The 18,225-nt window shown below is 32.6% G+C and carries 22 protein-coding genes; 18 read left to right on the forward strand and 4 right to left on the reverse strand.

What is annotated here, in order from left to right; genetic code table 11:
* Positions 1-338: 338 nt before the first annotated feature.
* From CLU81_RS22720 to CLU81_RS22730, 3 genes are all read left to right on the forward strand, one after another.
* Positions 339-1,391: an NAD(P)-dependent alcohol dehydrogenase gene (locus CLU81_RS22720; protein WP_099711904.1), complete on the forward strand. Its 1,053-nt coding sequence runs from the start codon at positions 339-341 to the stop codon at positions 1,389-1,391.
* 204 nt (positions 1,392-1,595) lie between these two features.
* A complete protein-coding gene (locus CLU81_RS22725; RefSeq protein WP_099711905.1) occupies positions 1,596-2,468 on the forward strand; it encodes an AraC family transcriptional regulator in 873 nt (290 codons plus the stop codon).
* Positions 2,469-2,575: 107 nt separating this feature from the next.
* Positions 2,576-3,937, forward strand: coding sequence for an amidohydrolase (locus CLU81_RS22730; protein ID WP_099711906.1), 1,362 nt, complete (start codon positions 2,576-2,578; stop codon positions 3,935-3,937).
* A gap of 390 nt (positions 3,938-4,327) precedes the next feature.
* Here the strand turns inward: CLU81_RS22730 and CLU81_RS22735 are convergent, their stop codons facing one another.
* Entirely contained in the window at positions 4,328-4,915 is a 588-nt protein-coding gene (locus CLU81_RS22735) for a DUF4142 domain-containing protein (protein WP_099711907.1), read from the reverse strand.
* Positions 4,916-5,582: 667 nt separating this feature from the next.
* Here CLU81_RS22735 and CLU81_RS22745 point away from each other — a divergent pair.
* The 11 genes from CLU81_RS22745 (at position 5,583) to CLU81_RS26680 (ending at position 13,272) form a co-directional block, all read left to right on the forward strand.
* A complete protein-coding gene (locus CLU81_RS22745) occupies positions 5,583-6,479 on the forward strand; it encodes a hypothetical protein (protein WP_199174587.1) in 897 nt (298 codons plus the stop codon).
* A gap of 271 nt (positions 6,480-6,750) precedes the next feature.
* On the forward strand, positions 6,751-7,221 hold the full coding sequence (locus tag CLU81_RS22750; protein ID WP_099711909.1) for a hypothetical protein: 471 nt from the start codon (positions 6,751-6,753) through the stop codon (positions 7,219-7,221).
* Positions 7,222-7,354: 133 nt separating this feature from the next.
* Positions 7,355-7,837 carry a hypothetical protein gene (locus tag CLU81_RS22755; RefSeq protein WP_099711910.1) on the forward strand — a complete coding sequence of 161 codons (483 nt, stop codon included), beginning with the start codon at positions 7,355-7,357 and terminating at the stop codon, positions 7,835-7,837.
* Between the two features lie 200 nt (positions 7,838-8,037).
* Positions 8,038-9,156, forward strand: coding sequence for a serine hydrolase (locus tag CLU81_RS22760; protein ID WP_099711911.1), 1,119 nt, complete (start codon positions 8,038-8,040; stop codon positions 9,154-9,156).
* 58 nt (positions 9,157-9,214) lie between these two features.
* Positions 9,215-9,724, forward strand: a complete 510-nt coding sequence (locus tag CLU81_RS22765) for a GNAT family N-acetyltransferase (protein ID WP_099711912.1) — start codon at positions 9,215-9,217, stop codon at positions 9,722-9,724.
* 155 nt (positions 9,725-9,879) lie between these two features.
* Positions 9,880-10,146, forward strand: a complete 267-nt coding sequence (locus CLU81_RS22770) for a hypothetical protein (protein WP_144444543.1) — start codon at positions 9,880-9,882, stop codon at positions 10,144-10,146.
* Positions 10,147-10,345: 199 nt separating this feature from the next.
* Positions 10,346-10,585, forward strand: a complete 240-nt coding sequence (locus tag CLU81_RS22775; RefSeq protein WP_099711914.1) for a Rho termination factor — start codon at positions 10,346-10,348, stop codon at positions 10,583-10,585.
* A 119-nt stretch (positions 10,586-10,704) separates the two neighbouring features.
* Positions 10,705-11,790 (forward strand): DNA topoisomerase IB, encoded by a 1,086-nt coding sequence (locus CLU81_RS22780; RefSeq protein ID WP_099711915.1) that lies wholly within the window; start codon positions 10,705-10,707, stop codon positions 11,788-11,790.
* A 109-nt stretch (positions 11,791-11,899) separates the two neighbouring features.
* A complete protein-coding gene (locus CLU81_RS22785; protein WP_099711916.1) occupies positions 11,900-12,061 on the forward strand; it encodes a DUF1328 family protein in 162 nt (53 codons plus the stop codon).
* Positions 12,062-12,153: 92 nt separating this feature from the next.
* A complete protein-coding gene (locus CLU81_RS22790; RefSeq protein WP_099711917.1) occupies positions 12,154-12,801 on the forward strand; it encodes a DUF5661 family protein in 648 nt (215 codons plus the stop codon).
* Positions 12,802-13,071: 270 nt separating this feature from the next.
* The gene (locus CLU81_RS26680) at positions 13,072-13,272 is read left to right on the forward strand and encodes a hypothetical protein (protein WP_144444544.1); all 201 of its coding nucleotides are present in this window, start codon (positions 13,072-13,074) and stop codon (positions 13,270-13,272) included.
* Positions 13,273-13,635: 363 nt separating this feature from the next.
* Here the strand turns inward: CLU81_RS26680 and CLU81_RS22795 are convergent, their stop codons facing one another.
* Together CLU81_RS22795 and CLU81_RS22800 are read right to left on the reverse strand one after the other, a co-directional pair.
* Entirely contained in the window at positions 13,636-14,139 is a 504-nt protein-coding gene (locus CLU81_RS22795; protein WP_099711918.1) for a hypothetical protein, read from the reverse strand.
* A gap of 187 nt (positions 14,140-14,326) precedes the next feature.
* On the reverse strand, positions 14,327-14,641 hold the full coding sequence (locus CLU81_RS22800; RefSeq protein WP_099711919.1) for a hypothetical protein: 315 nt from the start codon (positions 14,639-14,641) through the stop codon (positions 14,327-14,329).
* 190 nt (positions 14,642-14,831) lie between these two features.
* Here CLU81_RS22800 and CLU81_RS22805 point away from each other — a divergent pair, with 190 nt between their 5' ends.
* The 3 genes from CLU81_RS22805 (at position 14,832) to CLU81_RS22815 (ending at position 16,915) form a co-directional block, all read left to right on the forward strand.
* A complete protein-coding gene (locus tag CLU81_RS22805) occupies positions 14,832-15,404 on the forward strand; it encodes a ferritin-like domain-containing protein (RefSeq protein ID WP_099711920.1) in 573 nt (190 codons plus the stop codon).
* 69 nt (positions 15,405-15,473) lie between these two features.
* Positions 15,474-16,205, forward strand: coding sequence for a DNA-formamidopyrimidine glycosylase family protein (locus tag CLU81_RS22810; RefSeq protein ID WP_099711921.1), 732 nt, complete (start codon positions 15,474-15,476; stop codon positions 16,203-16,205).
* Complete coding sequence (locus CLU81_RS22815) at positions 16,202-16,915, forward strand: DUF72 domain-containing protein (protein WP_099711922.1); 714 nt, start codon at positions 16,202-16,204, stop codon at positions 16,913-16,915. The genes CLU81_RS22810 and CLU81_RS22815 overlap by 4 nt, the downstream gene beginning before the upstream one ends.
* Before the next feature lie 111 nt (positions 16,916-17,026).
* Here the strand turns inward: CLU81_RS22815 and CLU81_RS22820 are convergent, their stop codons facing one another.
* Positions 17,027-17,533 (reverse strand): pyridoxamine 5'-phosphate oxidase family protein, encoded by a 507-nt coding sequence (locus CLU81_RS22820; protein WP_099711923.1) that lies wholly within the window; start codon positions 17,531-17,533, stop codon positions 17,027-17,029.
* 250 nt (positions 17,534-17,783) lie between these two features.
* On the opposite strand from CLU81_RS22820, the gene CLU81_RS22825 reads away from it, so the two are divergent.
* On the forward strand, positions 17,784-18,215 hold the full coding sequence (locus CLU81_RS22825; RefSeq protein ID WP_099711924.1) for a response regulator: 432 nt from the start codon (positions 17,784-17,786) through the stop codon (positions 18,213-18,215).
* Positions 18,216-18,225: the final 10 nt, after the last annotated feature.

Raw genomic sequence — 18,225 nt, forward strand, 5'->3', positions numbered from 1 at the left:
CTTATTAATGATGAAATTTTTCTCGCAGATTTGGCAGATTTTTTTTTGCACACTTTTTACTACTCTTGATTAAAAGGATTTCTATAAAAGGAGTAAAAATTTACAAATTCAATGGTTAATAGTATTATTAGAATCAGAAAAATCTGCTCACCCGAGCGATAGCGAACAGGCGGAGCAATCTGCCAAATCTGCGAGAAACAAAAAAACATCTTCGAAAGAAACAAAAATCGGTTTAGATCTGCTTAAATCAGTAAAATCTGCGTGAAACTCATTTAAGATTACAATTATCAAACTTGAAACCTGAAACAAAGAAAACCTGAAACAAAAAAAACAAAAAAATGGAAACAAAAAACATAAAAGCCTTTGGTACAGAAGCTGCAGAAGCACCATTACAAACATTAGACATCAAACGTAGAACAGTTTTGGCGCATGATGTAGAAATTGAAATCTTATATTGCGGAATCTGTCATTCAGATTTACATTCTGCCAGAAACGAGTGGCATGGAACAGTTTATCCAATAGTTCCGGGACATGAAATCGTTGGACGAGTAACAAAAGTAGGAGATCACGTAAAACATTTCAAAGTTGGCGATCTTGCCGGAGTTGGCTGTATGGTTGATTCTTGTAGAGAATGTGAGCATTGCAAAAATGATTTAGAGCAGTTTTGTGATGAAGGAAGTACATTGACTTTCAATTCTCCGGACAAACATTTAGGCGGACAAACTTTTGGAGGATATTCTCAAAGTATTACAGTCGATGAAAATTATGTATTGCATATTTCAGATAAACTGGATCTTGCAGGAGTTGCACCTTTACTTTGCGCAGGAATCACAACATATTCGCCATTAAAACACTGGAAAGTTGGTCCTGGACAAAAAGTCGGAATCGTTGGTATTGGCGGTTTAGGACATATGGGAATCAAATTGGCAAAAGCAATGGGCGCTCATGTTGTAGTTTTCACAACTTCATTATCTAAAACCGAAGACGCAAAACGCCTTGGAGCAGATGAAGTAGTTTTGTCTACAGATGCTGAACAAATGGCAAAACACGCCAAAACACTTAACTTTATCTTAGATTGCGTATCTGCAGAGCACAATATAGATTCGTATTTGAATTTACTTAAAGTAGATGGAACGTTAACTTTGGTTGGCGCGCCTATGGAACCACTTCCTGTAACTTCATTTAGTCTTATATTAGGAAGAAGAAGTTTTGCCGGATCTGCTATTGGCGGAATCGCAGAAACTCAGGAAATGCTTGATTTTTGTGCTGAACACAATATCACTGCAGATATTGAAATAATTGGCGTTAATGAAGTAAACGATGCTTACGAAAGATTGCTTAAAGGAGATATTAAATATCGTTTTGTAATTGATATGGCTTCTCTTAAGTAACGAAGAAGAGGTTCAGAGGTACAGAGATGCAAAGGTTCAGAGGTTAAAAACTTTGCGACTTAGCGCCTTTGCGAGATTTTAAAATTTTTATATAAATACTTAAAAGGCCTGACTTTAATAACGTCGGGCCTTTTTTTATTCTTTTATAGACTTATATCATTTAATTATTAATTTTGAAAAGGAACAACCAAATCCTATTTTGCTTTGAATAAACAATCGATTCCTACTTTATCAGTTGGTAATATACTTGGAGAAGAAACTTTAGATATTACTTTGTTTCGCCATAGCGTAAAGGGACGAAATGAGTTTGAGCAACCTCATAAACACGATTTCTATCTCGTTTTTTTTGTCGAAAAAGGTTCTGGTGTTCACAATGTCGATTTTACAAAACATAATGTAACCGATTATCAGGTTTATTTTATAAGACCTGGACAAGTTCATAATTGGTCTTTAGATGTTGATACAACAGGATTTCAGCTGATGCTTTCGGGCGAAATAGTTACTATTTTTCCAAATTTGGTTCAGTTTCCGTTTTTCGAACAAAGCGTTCCTGCTTGTCTTTCTTTAAATGAGGAAGAATTTTTGGGATTTAAAAACCAATTACAGGAAATAGAATTGATATTGCCTCAAAATGATCAGCTTACAAAAGAAATTGTATTGCTTCGTTTGCATTTATTATTGAAATTGCTGCAAAAGGAGTTTTTAAGACAATTTCCCGAACATGAATCGGCTACAAAACCTGAAAAAGTGATCAAAAATTTTATCGCATTACTTGACAGTCATTTTAATCAGGAATCATCAGTTAACTTTTATTCGAATAAACTAAATATTACGCCTAATTACCTTAATATCCTTTCTCAGAAATACTTGAAAATGCCCGCTGGCGATGTTATAAAAGAGAGAACCATACTTGAAGCCAAGCGTTTACTGACCAGTACAGATTTGTCTATAAAAGAAATAGCGTATCAGCTTGGCTTTAATGATAATGCTTATTTCAGCAAAGTATTTAAAAAGTATGCGGGGAAATCACCCGGAGATTTTAAAGAAAGTTATAATTTTTACCATCCTTATCCGTAATATTACCGTTCTCATTTTAAATTCTATACGATTTTTGCAAAGCAATGTTTTTATTGCTAACAGGATTTTTTTAAATAAAACCAAACTGCAAAATTCAAATATAATTTATGGAAGAAAATAAAATAAGCAGAAAGAAATTCTTAGGACTTGGAGCCGCAGCCACCGGAGCCGCTTTGTTTTCAGGAATTGGCGCAAACGCAATGACAAATGTGATGTCTTCAGAAAATAAAGGCGGAGATTTGAAAGAATATATTTTAATCAATGTTCGATTAGAAGACGGTTTTGAATACAATGAAAAAAATGAAGTTGTAGCGACCAAAACAGCTTTGTATAATATTCATATTGCCAATGGTAAAATTAAAAGTATTACGTCAGGAAAGCCAGCTTTAAAAATAAAAACAGTTGATGCAAAAGGACTTTTGATGCTTCCCGGATTACGAGATATGCACATTCATATCGATAAAACGTATTATGGAAGCGGAACCTGGAATGCCGCACCACGAAAAGGCTATACGGTAAAAGACATGATTACGCTGGAGCAAACATTGATTCCGAAATTATTGCCAGATTCACAACATAAAGCCGAAGAAGCAATTAAACTAATGCAAAGTCAGGGAAGTTATTTTGCGCGTTGCCAATGCAATATTGATCCTGTAAGCGGATTGAAAAGTTTGGAACATCTACAAGCAGCTTTAGAGAAAAATAAAGACAGTTTTGGTTGGGAAATAGTAGCTTTTCCGCAACATGGAATCCTTTATTCAAAATCAGAACCTTTGTTGAGAGAAGCTGCCACAATGGGAATTGACTTTATTGGCGGACTTGATCCCACAAATGTTGACGGAAATATGGAAAAATCACTTGATGTGATGTTTCAAATTGCACTTGATAATAATAAAGGTGTCGACATACACTTACATGAATCGATACCATCTGGTAAAGCTGCGATTGAATACATGATTAAAAAGACCGAAGAAAACAAACAATTACAAGGGAAAACATATATAAGTCACGGTTTTGCGCTTGCCAGAATGGATCCAAAAGATTTAGAGAAAATTGCCGAGCAAATGGGAAATCTTGGAATAGGAGTAGTGTCAGGAATTCCGATTGGGAAAACGGTTATGCCAATTCCGACTTTGAAAAAATACGGTGTAAAACTTATGACTGGAACAGATAGTATTGTCGATCATTGGCAGCCTTTCGGAAGTTGCGATATGCTCGAAAAAGCAAAATTATGCGCACAACTTTACGGTTGGACAGACGAATATAATCTAAGCAGATCTTTACACATCGCTACAAAAGACGAAATATTACCGCTTAATGACGCAGGAACTCGTGTATGGCCGGCAGTTGATAATGAAGCCAATTTTATTCTGGTAAAAGCAAGCTGTTCCGCTGAAGCCGTAGCACGTTTACCAAAAAGAGAAGGCGTTTTTTATAAAGGTAAAATGATTGCTGGGGAGCTTTCTTGATAGGTACAGAGGTTCAGAGTAACAAAGGGGCAAAGGTTTTGTAGAGGCGCACAGCAGTGCGTCTTTTTTTGTGTTTATTTGACATTCTTTGCGTATGATGGATTAAAATCCATCCCTACAATATATCTTGTTCCTCCGGAACGGCTTGACAAAATTGCGGATTCAGCCTTTATCTCTTTGCGCCTAAAAAAGAAAAAACTTAGTACCTCAGAACCTCAGTAGCTTAGAACCTTAAAAAGGAAAAACCCCTCAAGCAATTCAACTCTCAAGGGGTTTTGGAAAATAAATAACAATCGATTATTTTTTTGAGCTTCTAAGTAAAAATCTTAGAATCTCAGTTCCTTAGTATCTCAGTACCTTTAAAAAAGTATCTCAGTACCTTTAAAAAGATCACTTTTTATCTAAATCTTGTTTTAGCAATTTTGCATGCTCTAAATGAGCTGTAAGCGGTGCTATATTATTTGAAGCCCAAAGCTTAACGTCTTGGTCTTTTGCATCTTCAGTTGCTTTTTGCAATTCTTTAATTGCTTTTTCGTGTCCGTCGATCATCATATCAGCGAACTTTTTATCAAAATCAAGACCCGATTTTTCATTTAGTTTTTTGTATTCCTCTTTTCCATCTTCGGTAATCGAAATTGGTAAAGTGAAGTTTTTAGCTTTAGCTAAAGCACTAACTTCAGAAGCCGATTTGGTATGCTCATCAACAAGCATTTTTCCAAATTTCTTCACCTCAGGATTGGTACTTTTTGTTTGAGCCAGTTTTCCGATTTCGATTTCAGCAAGATTCACTTCTGCGATATCTACTAAAAAATCCGAATCATCTTTTTTCTCCGCAATAGAGTCAAATTTGGCTTCGTTTGTGTCTTCAGCAACTTCTTTTGGATCTTCTTGTTTAGTTTCATTTTTACAAGAATTCAGAAATATTATAATTAGTCCTGCTCCCAAAATTGCTTTTCCGGCTATTAGTATTCTTTTCATGATTTTATAGTTTAAATGTTATAATGTAAAATTATTCAGATTGTAAAGGAATGTCTTACAGCATTTTTGGATAATGTTACAGGATTTGGATATTATGCTGTTATTGTAAGTTATTTTGTAATAGAAATAGTTTTATATTAGCACAAGAAAACCGCTTTTTAAGCGAATTGCCTATTAAGGATTATGATAAAACCATTACAATTGACTTTACTTTTTATGATACTTCTCTTTGGGAGTTGTCAAAAAAAGATTAGTGATTTAGAATTCGAAAAAAATGTAATGACTGAGATTTTTCCGGATTTGATTGACAATACTTCGGTTTCATGACATTAATAAAAAAGATTATAGGTTTGTTTTTAATTTTTATTGGAGGCTTATTATTCATTGTGACCTATGGAACTTTGTTAGAAGCAGTTATAAGCTATATAAAAGCATCGACGAATGAAGATTTTTGGTATCTAATAGCTTTCATAGTGCTAGTTTTTTTTCTCACTATAATAATAATCTATATGATAAGATTTGGTCTAAAATTAATTAAACGAAAAGCTATTCCGGAAGATTCAATTGACGATATTGGATCTTGAAATAATATAGAATAAAAAGTATTAAACTTAAAGAATACCGTAATTAATAAAAAAAACAAACAAATAATTGAACCTAATATTTTATGAATGCTATAGCAAATCCCACAATTCAGCAGAAAATTTTAATAGCATTACTTTTTTTAGCTTCAATTCAATTAACAGCACAAACAACTTATACGGGATTTATAGACAAGTATCCGATAGAATTTATCACGGATATTAGTTCAGATGGATCTGGAAATGCCATTTATACCTATTCTAATTATAATACTCCAATAGAAATAAGCGGAACTTTAAAGAATAAAACCTTAACCTTTTATGAAAAAGATAAAACGGGTAAGAATACTGCTAAAATGACTTTTGAAAATTTTAATCCTAAAAGCAAGAATCTGGAAGGAATCTGGGTGGATTTAAACACAAAAAAAGAGCTTATCATTACTTTATCAAAAACATTTGAAATTAAAGATGGAGATGCCTCAGCATGGAAAAACAAAGAAATTCTGCAACCGGTTTCACTAAAAGGTAAATACTTTAAGTTGATTATTTCGAAAACTAAAGGTGATTTTGCGAAAGTGACAGGAGTCAAAATTTTAGAGAAGAAGACCAATAAACTAATTCAGAAATTTGATTTAGAATGTCAGCTTTTGGGATTGAATAATATAAGTATTGGAGATTATAATTTTGATGGTATAGACGATTTTTCTGTTTATGAAGCAGGATCTGCCGGACCAGATTCTTCGAGTTTGTATTTTCTTTTTGATTCTCAGACCGGAAAATATTTTCAAAGTACTTTTAGCGGAAGCTCGTTAGAATTTGATAGTAAAACGAAAAGAATTACCGAACATAGTGAATGTTGTGCAGGATCGAAACAGAGAGACGCGGAATACAAAGTTGTAAATAATAAAATGGTTTTAGTAAAGCAAACCTGTCTGGAATTAGACATGAAATCCGGAAGTTTAAAAAAGGTAAAGTGCGATTAAGTTAACTTTTAGGTGTTCTAGTTTAAATATAAAGTAGTCCATATAGTAAAGGAATGTCTTACAGCATTTTTGGATAATGTTACAGGATTTGGATATTGTGTTTATAAACAAGTATAAATGTGGGTTGTCGTTTTTTTTATTTGATAGTATACTTACTATTAATAAAATTTTATATAAAATATGGTTTTCCGTAAAACAGATATTTATAAAAATCTAATATTTGTTTTGATTTCATATAATTTTAATCAAACTATAAATAAAAAAAATAATCATGAAGAAATTAATACTATTACTAATAATAATTGCCACATCAATTTCTTGTAATCAATCAAAACAATCAAAAACACAAAGTCCCAATGTAATCGATATTAAGAGTCTTGCAAGTAAAAGTAAAACGGAAGTTGAAAAAATACTTGGAAAACCTAATAAACTAGAACCGTTTTCTGAGAGTTCTACACCATGTAAAAATACTGCTTGCCAAAAAGGTTATTATCAAAATAATAAATTTGAAATAATATTTGTAAATGAGAAAGCTGATTGGATAACCATTAATGACTTAGAAAAATATGATTTTAATGAAGATAATATTGAAATATTTGGATTAACAAAAGTAGAGCCTGAATTCAAAAATCCAAAAGATCTAATAAGATGGAAAAATATTGAGGGATTTAATGAAATTACTATTTTTAATAATGGATCAGATAAGATTTCGTATGCGTATATTAAGGTTTTAGCAGAGTAAAGTAAAGTAATGGAAAGGGCAGAGTATAATAATCAACATAATATTAGTAATCAAAAGATTTAAATTAATTATTGATTTTGATAAAAATATAATCAAACCGATAAAAAAATATAAAACAAATAATCTAAATAATATGAATAAAATTGTAAGAATTTTAAGAGTTACCTTTAATTTTAAAATAGGTAATTTGACATATAAAATTGCCTATTTAAGGAATATTAACGATAATGATTACGATATGGAGAATGGTGATGTTCTAGACCAAGCAATCTTTGTTTTATTTTCCGCAAAGAATCCTACGAATATTATTTGGGAATATTTTGGTAGACATAATCAAAATATTGATCTATCTCGTTATTCAATTGGTTTTTCTTCAAAAAATATCCCATTAATTATATCAGCTAAACTTAGCGAATCATTAAGTTTATTTGAATTAGATGATTTAGCAAATAAAGGAACAGTATTTACCGATCAAAATCGTACAGTAAAACTTTTCTTCCGAACAAATGTTAATGAAGAACATGATTTTTACTCTTTTTTACCAACATCTATTAGAGTTGCAATAGATCGTTCAATATATATTGACCTTGCTCAAACAATTCTCCCATTAGTTTAATAGTTTTAATAAGTATTAAATTGAGTTATAACTTGAACATATTGAGTTAGCTTCATAAAGGTAATTATTTACTAGCACAAGCTTAGTGTAAATTGATTTTAAGTTTTAAGCATTCCTTATAAATACCCTAATAGATTATTTTTCGAAATCAGAACTTTAATTTGTATTTTCGTTTAGCTAAAAACTAAATGTAATGTCTTATGATAAAGTGTTTTATGTTTAAAGTTCTGCCTTTTAAGATTCTTCTTTTGTTTCCTTTTTTATGTTTTTCTCAGGTAAAATCAGATAATAATTTAAAAACTTCATTAGATTCTCTGATAGACAAAAACGTAAAAACGTATTATAAAGACCCAAAAGCGGTTGGGCTTTCATTAGGAATTGTTCTCGACGGGAAAAAATATTTTTATAATTACGGTTCAATTGAGAACGGAAAAAATATTTTGCCTACAAACAAAACTATTTACGAATTAGGTTCTATCACAAAAACTTTTACAGGAATCGTGCTTGCGCAAGCCACTTTGGATAAAAAAATCAAACTGGATGATAATCTTCAGAAATATTTAAAAGGCGATTACCAAAATTTAGCCTACAATGGCAAATCGATAAAGATTCAGGATCTTTCTAATCATACTTCGAGAATAACAAGAATATTTCCGAATTTATGGAAACGAGCAGAATGGGATTCGCTAAATCCATATGCCAGTTATACAAAAGAATTGCTTTTTGAGGGACTTCACGAAATGAAAATGGATACTTTGCCCGGAGTTAAATATACGTACTCAAATATGGCCGTGGGGATATTAGGAATAGTTTTAGAAGATCAATATCAGAAAGATTACTTTTCTCTCGTACAACAATTTATTCTAAAACCTTTGGAAATGAGTTATACAACTAAAGATCTTTCAAAGGTTGATAAAAAGAATATTGCGCTGGCACATAATAAAAAAAGAGAAGTTATTCCGTTTTGGGACAATGCAATAATGCCTGCGATTGGGGGATTGCGTTCAAATACTTTTGATATGACTAAATATATTATCGCAAATAATAAAGATGTTTTACAAAGTATTAAGCTATCTCATCAGTTTACATTTAGCGGTACAGAGGGCGATTTGGGATTAAATTGGTTTCTTCACACAACTCCCGAAGGCTACAAAATATATGAACATACAGGAGGTACAGGAGGCTCGAGATCATCAGTATATTGTTTTCCGGATCTTGATTCGGGTTTTATTATCTTGTCTAATAGTCTCGCTGATCGGAAAGGTTTGGAAAAAGAATTATCAGCGATCATTATAAAGTTAAATTCAAAAAGTAAATAATGATTGTAATAAGAATAGTTCTGCTTAAATTAGATTTTAATTTTTAATTATCTTTTCAATGAATACATCAAATACAATCATAAAAGCAGCAACACTTGCAGATTTACCTGGAATTGTAAAACTTCAGAAAGAGAATCAAATCGCTCAAGGCGGAAGTTTATCGGCAGAACTTACGTCGGAACAAATTCGGGAAATGATGAGCGATATGCCACAGATTGTTGCAATTGTTGATGATGAGGTTGTTGGTTTTTTATTGACGACTTCGCAAGAGGTGAATAAAAAACGAAATTTAGCGATTGTAGACGCAATGTTTACTTCGTATAAAGCTAATTCGGATTCTTATATTTATGGTCCTGTTTGTGTTAGCAATACGCAACGCGGAAAAGGTTTGGCGCAACTAATGTTTAAAGAACTTTTGCAGAAAGAACCCAATCGAGAAGGGGTATTATTCATAAAAGGCGATAATGAAGCTTCTTTGAGAGCGCATGAAAAAATGGGAATTAAAAAAGTAAGCAGCTTTAAATTTAATAATGCTGATTTTGACGTTTTTGCTTATTCTTTCTCATAATATAAAATTAGAAATAGATAAATAACTTTAAAGAACTAAAATTGACAATGGAAAGCATTACTTCGGAAAAAAATCTAAAAGATAAGATTGCTAATATTTCAAATCAAAAACTCTTTTTTATTACGTTGGGTTTGATAATTCTAAATTCAATTTTTATGATTCTTATGTCAAGAATAATGGGAACTTACAATTTAGATGGTACTTACAATTCAGCAAATAGTTCTGCAATGATAATTAGCGGAATTGTAGGGCTTGTGATCAGTTTTCCTGTATTGTGTCTGTTTTTAGCATTTATTACAACAATTTTTATTAATAAAGATCTGCCTTATAAGAAACGCTATTTAAAAGGATATTTATTCACTTTGATTATTATAAATACAATTTTTGCAATTAGGCTAGCTTATAATGTATTACAAGGATAACGTAATAGTGTAATTACATAATTTAGTAAAAATCCCAATTCTTATTGAATTGGGATTTTTTTTATGTCTGAATTTTAATAATATGACATAGAGTTAATTATGAAAATTATTACAGGAATTGTATAACGACTCGCAATTATTTATAAACGAATTTTGGAATACCATATTGACAGAATTATTAATCTCAAAAGTTTAAGTGATGCCAGATTCAAGAATTAAAAATGAAGAACAATATCGAGCACTTTTAGAAATAGGATATAGTAAAGAAAAATCGGCTCGAATTGCCAATACGCCAGATGCCGGTGTAAAAGGCGGACATGCAAAACCATATAACGAATGGACAAAAGCCGAATTATATCAGCAAGCACGACGAGTTGGTATTCCGGGACGTTCGTATATGTCGAAGAAGAATCTTATTCATTCTTTACGAAATAATTAAAATTAAAATACGCCACTCCTGATAGTTAGCGGGAGGAAAGATAAGTTGAATATCGGAAATAATCTTTTGAATCTCTAATCCCGATAGCTATCGGGCGTGGCTATATAAACCAAACGACCATGAATGCAGCAGCCAAAACCGAAAAACTAATGAATCAGCTTATCAAAACGCCACATTTGGTGATTGATAAATTGGATTTAGTGTATATAAACAATCAAAAATTACCCATTGAACGTTGTGAAGGCGAGGAGGGTTTTGTGTATAAAAAGAACGGACGCTGTATTAAGCAAAAAAGCGAATTGAAACGTTTTAGCAGTTTGGTACTTCCGCCGGCTTGGGTAAATGTTCAGATTTCGGATTTGCCAAACGGTCATTTACAAGCCGTTGGTTTAGACGATAAAAACAGAAAACAATACAGATATCATCCTAAATGGAATTTGATCCGAAATCAGACTAAATTTTACAAAATAGCTGAATTTGGAACCAAATTGCCTTTAATCAGAAAACAAGTCGACGAAGATTTAGAACAAAAAGAATGGTCGAAAGAAAAAGTAATCGCTTTGGTGATTCGGTTAATGGAAGAAACGCATATCAGAATCGGAAACGAGAAATACGCCAAAGACAATAAATCATACGGACTTTCGACTTTAAGAAAACGCCACATCAATATCAATAAAAATTCCCTGAGATTTGAATTCATCGGAAAAAAAGGAAAAAAACACACGATCACAACCCGAAACAAACAATTGGTAAAGTTGGTGAGTCGTTGTGAGGAAATTCCGGGTTGGGAAGTTTTTAAATATTACGATAAAAACGGAGAAAGAAAGGTTTTAGACAGTCACATGGTCAATGAATATCTGCATGAAATTTCAGGAAAATATTTTAGTGCCAAAGATTTTAGAACCTGGGCGGCATCGATTGTGTTTTTTGAAACTTTAATGGATATTGGAATTACTTCTGACGAAAAAGAAATAAAAAAGAACATCTTATCTGCTTTTGATACTACGGCCGAAGCTTTGGGAAATACCAGAAATGTATGCCGCAATTATTACGTTCATCCGTTGTTGGTTTCGACTTATGAAGACGGTTCGATTCAGAAATATTTTGATCGCGCCAAAAAATGTCGAAGCAATAAATCTAATTTTTCGCATAGCGAAATTGCTTTTTCAGAACTTATACAGAACTATCAAATCAATTTGGCTTAAAAGAGATTTAATAGCGCTAAAAATAGAATGTTTTGAGTTAATGCATCTCTTTAAAAAGCATGAAATTTGAGTAACAAACAAAATCATTATCAACTAAAATCACAAGCTTATGTTACGTTATACAGTTATCTTTATTATTCTCGCTATCATAGCCGGAATATTTGGTTTTGGCGGAATTGCCGCTGGAGCAGCAAGTATTGCTAAAGTTTTATTCTTCATATTCTTAGTTTTATTCATTATATCACTAATTAGCGGAAGAAGAAGCGTTTAGCCTCAGACAAATAAAAAAAAAGTAAAAAAACGGCACATATATCTCGGTAAATGTGTCGTTTGTATTTTCAAAAAAAAATAAAAAATATAATTATGGGAACAAAGAGCGGTGCTTACCAGGATGTTTACATCAAAAGAGACAATGAAATGGTAAGCTTAAAAAACGATGTAACGGATTTCTGCGAAAAATACTTAAAACCTGTACATCCACAAAACTGGGATTGGTCGACGCGTGATTTCGAAAATCCTAAAAATGATCCAACAATTGCCGAAGCAAGAGCAATTGCAAACGTGGTTTTTAAGGATTTAAACGATAAAAAAGAAACTGACGTTGATTTGTCTACAATGAATAATGTCGAAGCGATCAAGGCTTATTTAAATCCGAAAAGCAAATATGAAGCTTTTAATATGGAAGAATTTGCTTTTGCCTTGAAAGTAGAACTCGAACACGGAAAAATTAAAGACGTCAACGTAACCAATAATCATCCGTTTTTGACCGCTATGATTGCACTCGCACATATGACCGAAAGCCTCACGTATTACAAAAGATTGAAAGTAATGGAAGCTGAAGGTGAAATTTATGAAATCATGCGCAAAATCGAAAATTCAAAAACCGGAAAGGATAAATGGTACAAAGAACTAATCAAAGCCGAAGAAGAATTAATAGAAGCCAGAACAGGACTCGCAGAACGTTTAGAAAAAATGGATGATATACCGGTTCTTGAGATTATTGGGGATTAGGAAAAGAGAATAGAAAATAGAGAATAGAGCCAAGATGAAAGAGGCAAGATTATAGATTATAGAAAATAGACTAAAGTTTACTTACAGGAGCTGAGGTAATAAAATGTTTTGTTCCTGCGGAACCATCTCACACAATCTTGTCATTTCGATTTCTATTTTAAAAGTAATTATGCCATTCTTTCTTGATGGATCGAAATCCTAATTTTAAAAATAAAGAATTCCTACGGAATTTCATAAAAACGTTCCGGAGGAACAAAATATATTGTAGGGATGGATTTTAATCCATCATTCGCAATCAAAACACAATCATTCGCAATTGGAACACAATCATTTGTAATCCTGAATACAATCATTCGTAATCGGAATACAAACATTCGTAATCCGGAACACAATCATTCGCAATTTGAAAACAATCATTCGCAATCAAAATACAATCATTCGCAATCCGGAACGCAATCATTCGCAATTTGAAAACAATCATTCAGAACCATATCACACAATCTTGTCATTTCGAGGAACGAGAAATCTTCGCGAGAAACTCTACAAAGATTGGCGATTTTACTTATCGAGCTACTTACGAAGATTTCTCTCCCGAAGCTTCGGGATCGAAATGACAAGATTACTCACAAAAATAAAAGATTTCCACATAAAAAAACCGTTAAGCAATTAACGGTTTTTTTAACGCAACAAAGTTGCAAAGCAATATCAATTCAAAGTTTTTTAAAATTAGTCCTTTTACTCCTTCAAATCTTCAGTCTATTTTCTATAATCTGTAATCTTGGTTCTTTCATCTTGCCTCTATTGTTCTTTCATCTTGCCTCTATTTTCTAGCATCTATTCTCTATAATCTATTTTCTCAGCTTTCTCAGCGTCTTCTTCCTCCTGAACATCATCCTCAATATATTCTTCTTCCTCTTCATCGTCCTGGTCGAGATCTTCTAAATCATCCTCGGTTTCATTAAAATCATCTTCCAGAACATCTGACGGATTATCGAATTCATCGTTAACCTCGTCGGCGATGTTGTTGCCGCTTAAATCCAGTTTTTCCAGATATAAATCGTCACTATCGTGTTTTAGGTCTTTTTCAGAATGAAAATCATCGTCTAAATCCTCTTCGTCTGCAATTTGATCCGGATTTGGTTTATTTGGGTTGTGACCATTTCTAATTGTATAACCACGCTCAGCGATTTCTCGGGTATTATCATCGCTTTCTTTCATGTCATCGATATCATATAGCTCTTCGTTCATAAGAGTGCTTCTATCGGCCTTATTTTGATTCTGATTTCTAGGATCTTTATTTCCTTTAATCGTGCTGTATTTATTATCTGTAGTATTCATGATATTTAGTTTTAATGTTACATATACAAATCTAATACTGAAACGAGAGGATTGCATTATAGAATTATAAATCGTAATTGTATAATTAACAGATTGTTACTTTGCTGAAGATGAGTTTCTGCATAAAAAAAGACCGTTAATGATTTAACGGTCTTTTTAATGGATTTATAGTGCTAATTCAAAAATACTAATTGTCGTTTCTTTCTAAATCATCGTCATCAAAATGATCTTCGTCTTCAATATGTTCTTCCTCGTCAAAATCGTTTGGTTCAGGAAGAATGTTGTCATCTTTCTCCGTTTTTTCGATAAAATCATCTTCATTTATAACTTGTTCCTCATTCGGAATATTTTCATTTCTCGTAATACTATCTTTTTTCAGAAGATTATCAATCGCATTATCAATAAGAATTGCAGTATCTACGTCTAAATGACCTTTTTGATATTGTTTATGAAAAAAAAGTATCGCTTCCTGATAAATAGTATCTGTAGTATGTGATTTCATTTTAGTATGTTTTTTTAATTTTCAACAATACAAACCTATCTTACAAAACAAAAAAAAGTCTTACAGAATTCTAAAATGTCGTTGCATAATATACAGGTGTTTAGAATGCAATTTTAGTCTATAATGATATAACTAGTCTGATAATCAAGTGGGTAATTTTATCAAATATTAATCTTATAAAATTATTACCATGAAAACTACTGATAGTAAAAAAGCAACTACTTCGAAACAAGAAGTAAAAAAAGGAGCAACAAAACCAAAATCAGATGCAGCATCCGGATTAACCGAATTATTCGAAAACGGATTAAAAGACATCTATTGGGCCGAAAAAGCGTTGACGAAGGCAATCCCTACAATGACCAAAAATGCGACGTCAGCGGACTTAATAGAGGCTTTAAACGCCCATTTGACCGAAACCGAAGAACATGTCATTCGATTAGAGAAAGTTTTTGAGCTTATTGATCAAAAAGCAGTCGCTAAAAAATGCGATGCAATGGCAGGTTTAATCGAAGAAGGCAAGGGGATTATTGAAGAAACTGAAATTGGGGTTGTACGTGATGCGGGTATTATCGCAGCAGCACAAAAAATCGAACATTACGAAATCGCTACTTACGGAACTTTAAGACAATTTGCCGAAACACTTGGCTGGGCCGAAGTTGCCACTTTGTTAGAGCAAACGCTTGAAGAAGAAAAAGGCGCCGACAAAAAATTGACCATTATTGCTGTAGACGCAGTAAATCTTGAAGCTGCAGAAGCAGATTAATTACAGAATAACAACTAAGAAAGTGCGACTGTTAAGTGGCACTTTTTTAGTTTATAAAAAGAAAATATTATGCCAGAAGGTCCGTCAATAGTGATTTTAAAAGAAGAAGTGCAGCAATTTACCAGACAGAAAGTGATTTCGGTTTCCGGAAATAGCAGTATTGATATTCAAAGGCTTAGCGGTAAAACAATTCTTGAGTTTAAAACCTGGGGAAAGCATTTTTTAATATGTTTCGAAGGTTTTACAGTCAAAACCCATATGCTCATGTTTGGTACGTATCGCGTTAACGAACGCAAGGAAACCGAGCCAAGACTTAGTATGGTTTTTAAAAACGGAGAACTTAACTTTTATACCTGTTCAATTAAAATCCTTGAAGGCGATATTAATGCGATTTATGATTGGGAAGAAGATGTGATGAACGAAAATTGGAACCCTAAGAAAGCAAAACAAAGTCTGGATAAAATTCCGAATGAGATGATTTGTGATGCTGTTTTAGATCAAAACATTTTTGCAGGAGTAGGGAATATTATTAAAAATGAAGTTTTGTACCGTTGTAGAATTCATCCCGAATCTTTGGTTGGTAAAATTCCATCGAAAGATCTGAAACAAATTATTGAGGAATGTTCGATTTATAGTTTTGAATTTTTGCATTGGAAGAAAAACCACGAACTGAAAAAACATTGGCTGGCATATACAAAAACAACTTGTTTAAGATGCAATCTTCCAATGAAAAAAAAGCAAACGGGAAGGAGAAATCGCAGAAGTTTTTTCTGTAACAACTGTCAAAAATTACATTTATGAAAAATGAAGTTTTAATAGGATGTTCAAGTTACAATAATCGGCTCTGGAAGGGAATTTTCTACCCTGACAATTTGTCTGGTTCAGGGTTCTTTGAGTTTTATAGCCAGTACTTTAGCACGTATGAGTTCAACGGAAGCTTTTATAGGTTTCCGACCATAAAAATATTTGAAAACTGGTACAAAAAGACACCTGAGAATTTTATTTTTTCGGTAAAAGCGCCAAAAGAAATCACTCATATTAGAAAATTTACAGATTGCGAAACGCTAATTTCTGACTTTTATAACGTTTGTAAAACAGGCTTAAAAGAGAAATTAGGATGCGTTTTATTTCAGCTTCCGCCGAGTTATCACTTTAGTTCTGAAAAACTTCATCAGATTATTGGCAATTTGGATCTGAAATTCAAAAATGTAGTCGAATTTCGCCATGAAAGTTGGTGGAATCAAGAAGTTTGGGACGCTTTTCGAGAACATAATATCACGTTTTGCAGCGTTAGTCATCCGCAATTACCAGATACAATTTTTAAAGATTTTCCGTTGATTTATATTAGACTTCACGGAAAACCAAAGATGTTTTATTCGAGTTATTCACTTGAAGAATTACTTTATATAAAGAATGAAACTAATTTAAAATCAGCATTTATATATTTTAATAATACCGCAAGTGAAGCAGGGATTCTCAATGCTTTAGAGTTACAGAAAATGATGAGGTAAAAAAAATTAACCGCAAAGTTCGCAAAGAAAAAAAACGCAAAGAACACAAAGAAATTAAACTTTGCGAACCTTGCGTAAATCTTTGCGAACTTTGCGGTTAGGTTTTTAATGCTAACTCTGCAATTTCAAGTTTCCTTCAATTCCATCGTCCATTGTTTTACCGGTTACTAAGGCTGCGGCCATTTTTGCAATTGCGGCCATTTTCCCGTTTTTAGTATCCCAATAATAACCGTCTTCCGGAACTACTTTGATAACGCTTAAGTTTGGATCGTCTTCGCCGCCTGGCATCCAGACTTTAACGATTGGATCCCATAATTCTTTGATTGTTTCGCGATCGTACGAAATAGTTGCGGTTCCGTGTAGCGTCAGGAATTTGTCGTGTGGTTCCGAAAAGAAAATCTCAACCTGAGGATTCAGTGTGATTTCGGCATTATGACTGCTGTTTCGGTCTGATAGAAACCAAAGCTGTCCCAAATCATCAATTTTCTGAACAGACATTGGGCGCGATAGCAATCTGTAATCGTTGTAAGTGCAAAACATACATGTTTTTATATTTGCTGCAAGATCTTTTATTTTATCTACAGCAAACTCATTCGTAAGGTCTTTATGATCTCCCATGACTTTATAATTTTTAGTTAGTTATTCGTTAACATGAATTTGTTAAACAGCTCATATATTGAGTTATATGTTAATCAGCTTCATTTAAAACTTAAGAATGGTAAAGTTGGCTTTTTTATATTTTTTTGAGTTATAGAATTTGATTTAAAACTTATTATATTCCAATTTAAAAAACTCTTTTTACAGAAAATAAAACAAAATATTTTAGCTATATTTGAAGAATATTTCAACCCCATTTATACAATACCACATGACTGAATTTACTATTTTTTATACCGATGATGATGAAGACGATTTGAGCATTTTTTCAGATGCCGTCGAATCATTACCAAAAAAAATAAAGCTTCAGACTTATACTGGGGGAGAAAAGCTATTGAATGCAATTTACAATCCGCCGCCAACGCCTCATGTTGTATTTTTGGATTTGAATATGCCTGGTAAAAATGGTTTTGATGTTCTGACTGAACTTAAGAATTCAGAAGAGAAAAATGATATTCCGGTTATTATTTTCTCTACTTCAAACGAGCCAAGTATCATTGAAAAGTGTCGAAATCTAGGCGCAAGTTACTTCATCACAAAACCTATTTTGATGAAGGATATCGTAAAATCTATAGAACACGCAATTGAAATCGATTGGGATAAATTCGATCCAGGCGAAAAAGACTTCGTTTATAAGTCATAAACGAAAAATT

The organism is Flavobacterium sp. 9 (genome assembly GCF_002754195.1).
GTDB lineage: Bacteria > Bacteroidota > Bacteroidia > Flavobacteriales > Flavobacteriaceae > Flavobacterium.

What these genes read in the sequence shown, in the direction of transcription:
- CLU81_RS22735 (WP_099711907.1), bottom strand. Translation starts at nt 4,915, where the DNA reads ATGAAAAGAATACTAATAGCCGGAAAAGCAATTTTGGGAGCAGGACTA.
- CLU81_RS22720 (WP_099711904.1), top strand. Translation starts at nt 339, where the DNA reads ATGGAAACAAAAAACATAAAAGCCTTTGGTACAGAAGCTGCAGAAGCA.
- CLU81_RS22795 (WP_099711918.1), bottom strand. Translation starts at nt 14,139, where the DNA reads ATGAATACTACAGATAATAAATACAGCACGATTAAAGGAAATAAAGAT.
- CLU81_RS22745 (WP_199174587.1), top strand. Translation starts at nt 5,583, where the DNA reads ATGAATGCTATAGCAAATCCCACAATTCAGCAGAAAATTTTAATAGCA.
- CLU81_RS22775 (WP_099711914.1), top strand. Translation starts at nt 10,346, where the DNA reads ATGCCAGATTCAAGAATTAAAAATGAAGAACAATATCGAGCACTTTTA.
- CLU81_RS22815 (WP_099711922.1), top strand. Translation starts at nt 16,202, where the DNA reads ATGAAAAATGAAGTTTTAATAGGATGTTCAAGTTACAATAATCGGCTC.
- CLU81_RS22820 (WP_099711923.1), bottom strand. Translation starts at nt 17,533, where the DNA reads ATGGGAGATCATAAAGACCTTACGAATGAGTTTGCTGTAGATAAAATA.
- CLU81_RS22770 (WP_144444543.1), top strand. Translation starts at nt 9,880, where the DNA reads ATGATTCTTATGTCAAGAATAATGGGAACTTACAATTTAGATGGTACT.
- CLU81_RS22790 (WP_099711917.1), top strand. Translation starts at nt 12,154, where the DNA reads ATGGGAACAAAGAGCGGTGCTTACCAGGATGTTTACATCAAAAGAGAC.
- CLU81_RS22785 (WP_099711916.1), top strand. Translation starts at nt 11,900, where the DNA reads ATGTTACGTTATACAGTTATCTTTATTATTCTCGCTATCATAGCCGGA.
- CLU81_RS22750 (WP_099711909.1), top strand. Translation starts at nt 6,751, where the DNA reads ATGAAGAAATTAATACTATTACTAATAATAATTGCCACATCAATTTCT.
- CLU81_RS26680 (WP_144444544.1), top strand. Translation starts at nt 13,072, where the DNA reads ATGGATTTTAATCCATCATTCGCAATCAAAACACAATCATTCGCAATT.
- CLU81_RS22765 (WP_099711912.1), top strand. Translation starts at nt 9,215, where the DNA reads ATGAATACATCAAATACAATCATAAAAGCAGCAACACTTGCAGATTTA.
- CLU81_RS22780 (WP_099711915.1), top strand. Translation starts at nt 10,705, where the DNA reads ATGAATGCAGCAGCCAAAACCGAAAAACTAATGAATCAGCTTATCAAA.
- CLU81_RS22810 (WP_099711921.1), top strand. Translation starts at nt 15,474, where the DNA reads ATGCCAGAAGGTCCGTCAATAGTGATTTTAAAAGAAGAAGTGCAGCAA.
- CLU81_RS22760 (WP_099711911.1), top strand. Translation starts at nt 8,038, where the DNA reads ATGATAAAGTGTTTTATGTTTAAAGTTCTGCCTTTTAAGATTCTTCTT.
- CLU81_RS22755 (WP_099711910.1), top strand. Translation starts at nt 7,355, where the DNA reads ATGAATAAAATTGTAAGAATTTTAAGAGTTACCTTTAATTTTAAAATA.
- CLU81_RS22825 (WP_099711924.1), top strand. Translation starts at nt 17,784, where the DNA reads ATGACTGAATTTACTATTTTTTATACCGATGATGATGAAGACGATTTG.
- CLU81_RS22800 (WP_099711919.1), bottom strand. Translation starts at nt 14,641, where the DNA reads ATGAAATCACATACTACAGATACTATTTATCAGGAAGCGATACTTTTT.
- CLU81_RS22805 (WP_099711920.1), top strand. Translation starts at nt 14,832, where the DNA reads ATGAAAACTACTGATAGTAAAAAAGCAACTACTTCGAAACAAGAAGTA.
- CLU81_RS22730 (WP_099711906.1), top strand. Translation starts at nt 2,576, where the DNA reads ATGGAAGAAAATAAAATAAGCAGAAAGAAATTCTTAGGACTTGGAGCC.